Genomic DNA, 8,134 nt, shown 5'->3' with positions numbered 1-8,134 from the left:
TTCTACTATCAACTGCACTAGGCATCCCCCCGTGCCATTGACATCACTTATATAATACCAATGTGCTTTCATTTAGCGATTGCTACACACAGATGCAAGCTCTGCGTAGCGATCGCCTGTGCCAGTTGCGTAAGTCCTAATATCTAAGGACCGGGGACAAAATGTAAGGGATGAAAAAGGTTACTTAAATCTAGGGTATAATTTCTTTCCCCCCCCACATACATCCTGTAACATCCGTCATGACTTACTACGGATTCCCTATACTCATATCATTATAGAATGTATAAAAACTTACTAAATGGAAAAATCACATACTATATAAAAAAGATTACTAAATCCACAAACCGCCTCAGATAGACATAACTTATACTCAGGAAATTAACATTGTGATTAAAGAGGACGTCATTTTAGGGTGTAATGTCCAGATATTCCATCCTCACCTAGTCAATCTTTACGGTTGTAAAATTGGCAATGGTTGCAAAATAGGAACCTTTGTGGAAATTCAAAAGGGGGCAATTGTAGGTGAAAACTGTAAAATATCCAGTCACTCTTTTATCTGTGAGGGGGTAGTGATTGAGGATGGGGTATTTATCGGGCATGGAGTCATGTTTACCAATGATTTATATCCCCAAGCAACCAACACTAAGGGAGAACTACAGAGTGAGGCTGATTGGCAAGTAGTGCCCACACTGGTTAAACAAATGACCTCCATCGGTTCCAATGCGACAATTTTAGCAGGAGTGACCATTGGTAAAAATGCCATGATTGGGGCAGGAGCAGTGGTGACTAAAGATATCCCGGACTATGCTATTGTGGCTGGTGTACCTGGTCGGGTGATTGGTGACATGAGAAACCGGGATAATTCAAACCTATGACACTACAAGGATTGATGTTGGTGGCACTGAGCGCCTTACTAACAACACTAGCTAATTTACTACTACGGGCTGGCATCCTCAAACATGGGGGTTTTAGTCTGGCTGTAGATAAGGTAGCTATGGGTTTAATGGGTTTATTAACTCAGCCGCAGTTTGTCGCCGGGTTATTTTTTTACGGGCTGGCGGCAGTAGTTTGGTTTTCAGTCCTAGCCAATCAGGATTTGAGTGTTAGCTATCCCATGCTAGTGGGTTTAACCTTTGTACTGGTAGCAGTGGGTGCAGGAGTTTTTTTTGGGGAGTCTTTTTCCTGGCAAAAAATCCTAGGAATAATGATTATCCTCTACGGAATAGTTATGGTTGCACGTGCATGAGGAGGGTTTGATGATTTCTATTGGTGTGATTGGATATGGTTATTGGGGACCGAACCTAGTCAGGAATTTCCAGGAATCACATAATACAAAAGTTACTGTGGTTAGTGATCTCAACTCCTCCCGGCTTGATTTAGTTAAAAGTCGTTATCCCACCATTGAAACTACACTGAGTCATGTGGAGTTGATTGAGCATCCTCATGTTGATGCCGTTGCCATTGCCACACCGGTAGGTACTCACTTTGATTTAGCCATGGCGGCACTACAGGCTGGTAAGCATGTGTTTGTAGAAAAGCCCTTAGCTCAGACTGCTCAACAGGCAAGGCGACTTATTGATGAGGCGGACAAACGCGGACTAATCCTCATGGTGGATCACACCTTTATTTACACTGGTGCTGTACGTAAACTCAAAGACTTAGTACAGAGTGGGGAACTAGGGGAAATATACTACTATGATTCTGTTAGGGTTAATTTAGGTTTATTTCAGCCAGATGTGAGCGTTATTTGGGATCTGGCGGTGCATGATTTAGCTATCTTAAATTATGTTTTCCACCAGCAGCCAGTGAGTGTTTCTGCCACGGGTATGAGTCATGTACCTGGTAAGCCAGCCAATGTGGCCTATCTTACCGTTTATTTTGACAGTCCCATGATTGCCCATATTAACGTCAATTGGTTAGCACCAGTTAAGTTACGTCGTACCCTCATCGGTGGCAATCAGAAGATGATTGTTTATGATGACTTAGAACCCAGTGAGAAGATTAAAATTTATGACAAAGGTATTGAGGTAACTAACCGTGAGAGTATTTACCAAACACTAATTGGTTATCGCAGTGATGATATGTATGCACCTAAGCTAGATACCATCGAGGCACTCCGGCGAGAAGCAGAACACTTTGCCCAGTGTGTAGAAAAGAATACAAAACCCGAAAGTAGCGGCGAGGCGGGGCTGTACGTGGTTAGTATTTTAGAATCGGCGAGCCGTTCTCTCAGTCAGCGTGGTATCCCTGTAGATGTTATATGAGGTGAAGAAAATTTGTGATTCCCTTTTTAGATTTAAAATTACAGTACGAAAGTATTAAAGAAGAACTGGAGGCAGCAGTATTAAAGAGCCTCGCCAGTACTCAATATATTCTCGGTGAGGAAGTCGCCGCCTTTGAGTCTGAGTTTGCCGCTTTTTGTGGTGTCCCCCATGCAGTAGCTCTGAACTCTGGTACCAGTGCTTTACACTTAGCCTTGTTAGCCATTGGGTTACAACCGGGAGATGAGGTAATCACTGTCGCCAGTACCTTTGTGGCTACTGTCGCCGCCATTGATTACGTGGGAGCCAAACCGGTGTTTGTGGATGTGGAGCCAGAGACTTTAAACATGGATCACTCATTGATTACAGCCAAGATTACTGAACGTACTAAGGCTATCTTACCAGTCCATTTACACGGACACCCAGCAGATATGGATCCCATACTAAAAATAGCTCGACAGTATGGACTCAAGGTAATTGAAGATGCTGCCCAAGCCCATGACTCGGAATATAAGGGGCGTCGGGTTGGTAGTTTGGGTGATATAGCTTGTTTCAGCTTTTATCCCGGTAAAAATCTGGGGGCTTGTGGTGAGGGTGGGATTGTGGTGACAGCCAATGGAGATTATGCCCATACTATCAGGATGTTACGCGACTGGGGACAGTCCCGTAAATATCATCATGACATGAAGGGGTTTAACTACCGTATGGATGGTATTCAGGGTGCAGTGCTCCGGGTGAAGTTACGGCATTTGAAAGCCTGGACGGAGGCTAGGCGGTGTCATGCTCAAATGTATAATGAGTTGCTGCGAGATGCTGAGGTAGAAACTCCCCAAGAGAGGGATTACGCCCGTCATGTTTATCATGTCTATTCCATCCGTACTTCCCAGCGAGATGATCTACAAAAGAAACTCACCCAACAGGGTATTGGTACGGGTATTCATTACCCGATTCCCGTTCATCTCCAGGCTGCCTATGCTGACTTGGGTTATAAGCGGGGGGATTTACCAGTGACGGAACTGGAAGCAGATAGGTTATTATCTTTACCTATGTTCCCGGAAATGACAAATGAGAAAATTGAGGCAGTCTGCCGTCAAATTTGTGGAGTAATTTTATGAGCTTTGACAGTAACAGTCACTCTCGATTAGTAAAAGCCAGTTTTGGAATTAGGGAAAATCACCCAGAACCAGCTTACATTGCTGAGTTAGCCAATGATCTCAATGCACACTACAACAAGTCAATGATAGCTGAAATGTATAGTCGTTTTAGTGAGGGTGTTAGTTATATTGATGTGATCATGAGGCGAGTAATATGGCGAGCCTTAGCACGAGAGTGTGCAGAGGGACTAACCATTGAGCCAGGAGTTAAATTTAAACATATTGAGACATTTAGCATAGGTGCAGGCGTTTTCATAGGAGCTAATACCTACATTCAAGGGCGCTTTGATGGTCAATGTGTAATTGGCGATCATGTTTGGATTGGTCCTATGAGTTATTTCGATGCACGAAACCTGATTTTAGAAGATTACGTCGGATGGGGTCCAGGTGCTCGTGTACTAGGATCAACTCACACAGCCTTACCATTAGAAACACCCATTATCACCACAGATTTACTGATTGAGCCAGTAAAGGTGTGCGCATGGGCTGACATAGGCACTAATGCCATATTATTAACTGGAGTGACTATTGGTAAAGGAGCCATAGTGGGAGCAGGAGCAGTTGTAACAAAAGACGTTCCGCCCTTTGCTGTAGTGGCAGGTGTACCAGCTAGGTTTTTACACTGGCGAAAAGGTTATTCAGAAGAAGATAAAGATGAACAAAAGTGAGTGCAAAGTTTTAATCACCGGCGGTGCAGGCTTCATTGGCTCTGAACTCACACGTCAACTAGCATCCGAAGTTGATAAGGTGCTGGTGGTAGATAACCTGGTAAATGGGCGCAGGGAGAATATAGAAGACATATTGAGCGATCGCGTGCAACTCCATGTAGAAGATGTCCGTCATACAGATGCGATGATATCCCTGATGGAGGGTGTGGATATTGTCTTTCACCTAGCCTGTTTAGGTGTCCGCCACTCTATCCATTCCCCCCATGAGAACCATGAAGTTAATGCCACCGCCACACTCAACCTACTGGAAGCAGCCAGAAAACAGGGTGTAAAGCGCTTCGTTTATGTATCCAGTTCAGAAGTTTACGGCACTGCCCAATGGGTACCCATGACAGAAGAACATCCCACCTTTCCCATGACTGTTTATGGTGCTGCCAAGTTAGCCGGGGAATGTTATACTCGCGCCTACCATCGTACCTATGGTTATCCTACTGTAGTGGTACGACCCTTTAACAGCTACGGTCCCCGTTGCCACCATGAGGGAGATAGTGGCGAAGTCATCCCTAAATTTCTCCTGCGCTGTTTGGCAGGTAAACCCATGGTGATTTTTGGCGATGGTACCCAAACCCGTGATTTTACCTTTGTCTCAGATACAGCCCGTGGTATTCTGTTAGCAGGTTTTGCCGATGCTGCCGTAGGGCAGACCATTAACCTAGGTCAAGGTGGTGAAATTAGCATCAATGCCCTAGCCACGGCCATCCCCCGTGTGGTGGGGCTAGATGAGGTTAATGTCATCTATGAAGCCGAGCGACCAGGTGACGTGTGGCGGCTATTTGCCGATGGCAGCCGAGCCTGGGAATTGCTGGGCTTTAGTCCTTCCGTATCCCTAGAAGAAGGACTTACCCGCTTGAAGCAGTGGTATCAAACATCAGCTTCCTCCGTGGAAGAGTTGTTAGCCCAAGAAGTAGTAAAAAACTGGGAACAACAGGAGTAATAATATACATGGTTGCCACCAAACCTAACTTAATTCCCATTGCCAAACCCCTGTTGGCTCAAGAGGAAATTGCAGCCATTACCAGGGCTTTAAATTCTGGGTGGGTTTCCCAAGGGCCAGAGGTTGCCGCCTTTGAGCAAGAGTTTGCCGCCTATGTAGGCTCAAACTATGCCTGTGCCGTCTCTAGTTGTACCACTGCCCTGCACCTTGCCCTACTGGCGGTGGGTCTTCAACCAGGTGATGAGGTGGTGACGGTGAGTCATTCGTTTATTGCCACTGCCAACGCCATCCGCTATTGCCAGGCTCTGCCCATCTTTGTAGATATTGATCCCCAAACCTTTAATGTCAATCCCCAACATTTAGAGGCGGCTATTAGTCCCCGGACGCGGGCAATTTTAGCTGTACATCAGTTGGGAATGCCCTGTGATTTAAAAGCCATTTTAGCCATAGCTCAAGCCCACGGCTTACCTGTGGTGGAAGATGCTGCCTGTGCTATTGGTAGCCAAATTCATATCAATGAGCATTGGCAAAATATAGGTTGTCCCCATGGTGATATTGCCTGTTTTTCCTTTCACCCCCGTAAAGTAATTACCACAGGTGATGGTGGTATGTTAACTACCAATAACCCAGAATATGATCGACAGTTCAGGCTCTGGCGGCAACATGGGATGAGTGTTCCTGACACTGTGCGCCACGCAGCACCCCAGGTGATTTTTGAGTCCTACTCAGAGTTAGGTTTTAACTACCGCATGACTGATATTCAAGCAGCAATAGGTCGGGTACAGTTACAACGGCTGCCAGATATTATCCGCAGTCGGCGGGCATTAGGATACCGCTATCACACCTTACTAAGTGATATCCCCGGGCTGGGATTACCCACAGAGCCGCAATGGGCGCGGACTAACTGGCAAAGTTATGCTGTCAAACTTCCTATAGGGCTAGAACAAAAGTCGGTGATGCAGGCTTTATTAGACCGGGGTATTTCATCGCGCAGGGGGGTAATGTGTATACATCGGGAGCCAGCGTATCCACTAGGCACCTGGTCTTGTATGCAGCGGGCAGCCTGTCAGTGTCCACCCCACAGCTGTGAGATGCTTCAGGAGAGCCGGGAAGCTCAAGACAGGTGCATTATTTTACCCCTATATCCAGAAATGACTGATAAGGAGCAGATGCAGGTGGTGGATACTCTGAAACAGGTAATACATGAACAGGAGTGTAGTCATGGGAGTTGATACCGTTAACGTAATCGCAGAGAATCCCCTGTTAGTAGATAACTCAATGGAATTAATCTCCGTGGTAACCCCAGCTTACAACGAGATGAAAAACCTGCCACTGCTTTACGAACGCTTGCAGATAGTCTTAGATGCACTCCCCTACCATTGGGAATGGGTAATTATAGATGATCATTCTGCTGATGACACCTTTGCTGTCATCAACCGACTGGCAGCCCTTGATTATCGAGTCCGGGGTATCCGCCTCGCCCGTAACTCTGGTTCCCACATTGCCCTTACCTGTGGGCTACATGCAGCCCGGGGCAAATGTGCCATTGCCTTGGCTTCAGATTTGCAAGATCCCCCAGAGACGATTCCCTTGTTACTTCATGAGTGGCACAGCGGTAATCAAGTGGTGTGGGCAGCAAGAAGTCAGCGTTTAGGGGAATCGGCCCAAAGACAACGGACATCTAATTTTTATTACTGGCTAATGCGGCATGTGGTAGGTTTAAAGCAGATGCCCCCCATGGGAGCCGATTTTTTCCTGTTAGATCAAGGTGTTTTACTAGCCTTTCGCCAATTTCGGGAGGGCAATGTTAGTATACTGGCATTAATCACCTGGATGGGTTTCCGCCAAACTTTTATCACCTATACCAAGCAAGCCCGTAACCATGGTAAGTCTGGATGGACACTCAAGAAAAAGCTAAAACTATTTATTGACTCGATTACCGGATTTAGCTATTTCCCAATTCGCTTCATGTCCTATTTAGGCACTAGTGTTGCCTTACTGGGATTTCTCTACGCCATTTTTCTAATTTTCAATGGTTTATTTGGTAACCCCCCCCAAGGTTGGACTACTATATTAGTCGTTATCCTGGTTATTGGTGGGTTACAAATGCTAATGATGGGGGTGCTGGGGGAATATCTGTGGCGTGCTTTAGATGAGTCGCGCCGACGGCCATTGTATCTGGTGGAGGCTGTAACAGGTAAGCAGCAGTAAGGGAATATAATTGTTTATTAAGCTTACCCATGTTTGCAGAGTTAACAAGTTCACAAATAGAAATAATTGTCCAGGCTGTTAAGAGTTTTTAATATCCACACGGGAGACATAATTTATAGTTATCCACACCGGATTCTGGGAATGGAATTCCCGGTCTGAAAGCTCAAGTCGGTTAAAAACCGACTAGGAAGAAGGGTCAAGGGATTTGTCCTAATAACTTACATAAATATTCACCATAAATATTTTTGGCGTATTTATCTGCGATCGCTCCTAGTTGCTCTGGGGTAATCCACCGTTTTTGGTAGGTAATCGTGGGGCGATCGCTCACAAAGGTAATTAAGTCGCTTTTACAACAACCTCCACCCCTCCCCAAAACCAGTCGGTTTTTAACCGACTTGAGCTTTCAGACTCTTAATTGATTCCCTGGCTACTTCGGGACAGGCGATTTTTAATCCCTAGCATAGCGGTAATCGTGGGGCGATCGCTCACAAAGGTAATTAAGTCGCTTTTAGAACAACCTCCACCCCACCCCAAAACCAGTCGGTTTTTAACCGACTTGAGCTTTCAGACTCTTAATTGATTCCCTGGCTCCCTATGCAATAATATATACAACCCGGATACACCCGCACCCAGGTCGATCGCCCTGAATAATGGAATTGTCCGATTAATTTGACCAGCAATTTACCTATTTTATCAAATAATTATGGCTCTACCGTACTTGTTATGCTAATTTAACAACTGGTTCGAGGGAACAGGGAACAGGGAACAGGGAACAGAGATTAAGAAGGAATATTCAGGCATTTTCTTCAATAACCAACATTATTTCCCTTATACGGTAAGCTTTTT

The 8,134-nt window shown here is 45.5% G+C and carries 9 protein-coding genes; 8 read left to right on the top strand and 1 reads right to left on the bottom strand.

Annotation, left to right across the window (positions count from 1 at the left end):
• Nucleotides 1-383 precede the first annotated feature (383 nt).
• Genes NWP21_RS04385 through NWP21_RS04350 form a run of 8 tightly spaced genes read left to right on the top strand, consistent with a single transcriptional unit; the run spans nt 384 to nt 7,288 of the window.
• Complete coding sequence (locus NWP21_RS04385; RefSeq protein ID WP_280791755.1) at nt 384-875, top strand: acyltransferase; 492 nt, start codon at nt 384-386, stop codon at nt 873-875.
• Complete coding sequence (locus tag NWP21_RS04380) at nt 872-1,246, top strand: hypothetical protein (protein ID WP_280791754.1); 375 nt, start codon at nt 872-874, stop codon at nt 1,244-1,246. The genes NWP21_RS04385 and NWP21_RS04380 overlap by 4 nt, the downstream gene beginning before the upstream one ends.
• 10 nt (nt 1,247-1,256) lie before the next feature.
• Nucleotides 1,257-2,264 carry a Gfo/Idh/MocA family oxidoreductase gene (locus tag NWP21_RS04375; protein WP_280791753.1) on the top strand — a complete coding sequence of 336 codons (1,008 nt, stop codon included), beginning with the start codon at nt 1,257-1,259 and terminating at the stop codon, nt 2,262-2,264.
• Nucleotides 2,265-2,278: 14 nt separating this feature from the next.
• Entirely contained in the window at nt 2,279-3,376 is a 1,098-nt protein-coding gene (locus tag NWP21_RS04370; RefSeq protein ID WP_280791752.1) for a DegT/DnrJ/EryC1/StrS family aminotransferase, read from the top strand.
• On the top strand, nt 3,373-4,083 hold the full coding sequence (locus NWP21_RS04365) for an acyltransferase (protein WP_280791751.1): 711 nt from the start codon (nt 3,373-3,375) through the stop codon (nt 4,081-4,083). Before NWP21_RS04370 ends, NWP21_RS04365 begins: the two co-directional genes overlap by 4 nt.
• Entirely contained in the window at nt 4,070-5,077 is a 1,008-nt protein-coding gene (locus tag NWP21_RS04360) for a GDP-mannose 4,6-dehydratase (protein ID WP_280791750.1), read from the top strand. The genes NWP21_RS04365 and NWP21_RS04360 overlap by 14 nt, the downstream gene beginning before the upstream one ends.
• 8 nt (nt 5,078-5,085) lie before the next feature.
• A complete protein-coding gene (locus tag NWP21_RS04355) occupies nt 5,086-6,309 on the top strand; it encodes a DegT/DnrJ/EryC1/StrS family aminotransferase (RefSeq protein ID WP_280791749.1) in 1,224 nt (407 codons plus the stop codon).
• On the top strand, nt 6,299-7,288 hold the full coding sequence (locus NWP21_RS04350; protein ID WP_280791748.1) for a glycosyltransferase family 2 protein: 990 nt from the start codon (nt 6,299-6,301) through the stop codon (nt 7,286-7,288). Before NWP21_RS04355 ends, NWP21_RS04350 begins: the two co-directional genes overlap by 11 nt.
• A 196-nt stretch (nt 7,289-7,484) precedes the next feature.
• On the opposite strand, the gene NWP21_RS04345 is transcribed toward NWP21_RS04350, so the two are convergent.
• Entirely contained in the window at nt 7,485-7,661 is a 177-nt protein-coding gene (locus tag NWP21_RS04345) for a hypothetical protein (protein WP_280791747.1), read from the bottom strand.
• Between the last annotated feature and the right edge of the window lie 473 nt (nt 7,662-8,134).

Source organism: Anabaenopsis sp. FSS-46, assembly GCF_029891665.1.
Classification (GTDB): Bacteria; Cyanobacteriota; Cyanobacteriia; order Cyanobacteriales; family Nostocaceae; genus Anabaenopsis; species Anabaenopsis arnoldii.
Note: the sequence above shows the minus strand (reverse complement) of the source record. Positions and strands in the feature narration are given on the sequence as shown.